General features: G+C 44.9%; 1 protein-coding gene. It reads right to left on the bottom strand.

Translation table 11 applies throughout. From position 1 onward, the window contains the following. Positions 1-32: 32 nt before the first annotated feature. Positions 33-1,247 (bottom strand): IS256 family transposase, encoded by a 1,215-nt coding sequence (locus tag JMW90_RS13355; RefSeq protein WP_201564733.1) that lies wholly within the window; start codon positions 1,245-1,247, stop codon positions 33-35. Between the last annotated feature and the right edge of the window lie 56 nt (positions 1,248-1,303).

Raw genomic sequence — 1,303 nt, 5'->3', positions numbered from 1 at the left:
CGAGACCATCCCACATTCTGTGTAACTGCCCTTTAGATTAAATGCTTACTAATACGGTCATCAAACATAATCATAAAGCGATTAAGAGCAGACGTCCAGTTACGAATGGGCATCGACCACTTTTTAGACGCCTGCTGGGTGGCTAAGTACACCACTTTAAATGCAGCTTGATCAGATGGGAACACCTTACGCTTATTCACCGCTGTCCGAATCACACTGTTTAATGATTCAATAGCATTGGTGGTATAAATGGCTTTTCTGATGTCTTTAGGATACTCGAAGAACACCGTTAAGCCCTCCCAGTTATGGCGCCAAGACTTGACCACATGCGGGTACTTATCGCCCCAAGTCTCATCAAAGTGCTCAAGATTGGCCTCTGCTATCTCGATGGTATCAGCACCATAGATGGCCTTTAGATCAGCCGCTACTGCCTTTTTATCTATCCAAGGCACAAACTTCATCGAATAGCGCACCATATGTACGATACACAGCTGAACCTGAGCATTGGGATAAACCGTATTGATGGCATCAGGGAAGCCCTTTAAACCATCGACACAAGCGATTAGGATATCTTGCACCCCGCGGTTTTGCAATTCAGTGAGAACACTCAGCCAGAACTTAGCGCCCTCATTCTCTGATAACCACATGCCAAGCAGCTCTTTTTTACCATCAAGTCCCACGCCTAAGGCTAAGTAAATAGCCTTGTTGATGATCTGCTTGTCTTGACGTATCTTCACGACGATGCAGTCCAAATAGACGATAGGATAAACACTGCTCAGCGGCCTGTTCTGCCAAGCAGTGATGTCGTCTAAGATATTATCGGTGACTCTTGAAACTAAGCTACTTGAGATATCTACATCGTAGAGCTCTTTAATGGTTTCGACGATCTCAGTGGTGGTTTGGCCTTTGGCGTAAAAGAATATGATTTTGTCATCAAGACCTGAAATACGGCTTTGATGCTTAGCAACCAATACAGGCTCAAAGCTGCTATCACGGTCTCTGGGGGTGGCGATGTCAAGATCGCCGCTATCACTGCGGACAGTCTTTTTAGTATGCCCGTTGCGTTTGTTAGGTTTATCGGCTTTCTCATGCTTAGCATAGCCTAAATGCTCTTCCATCTCAGCCTCAAGGGCAGTGTCGATAAACGACTGCATGAGCTGCTTCTGAAAGTCTTTGATGTCATCAAAGCTGTTCATGCTGCCAGCCATTTGCTCGGCTAGTTTTTTAATGTCAGATTGAGTAGTCATTGCTTATTCTCCAGTTAGTGGATTATAAGCAGTTACACAGTTTTTAGGAAAGGCTC

Origin of the sequence: Psychrobacter glacincola (genome assembly GCF_904846215.1) — a bacterium.
Lineage (GTDB): Bacteria > Pseudomonadota > Gammaproteobacteria > Pseudomonadales > Moraxellaceae > Psychrobacter > Psychrobacter glacincola.
Note: the sequence above shows the minus strand (reverse complement) of the source record. Positions and strands in the feature narration are given on the sequence as shown.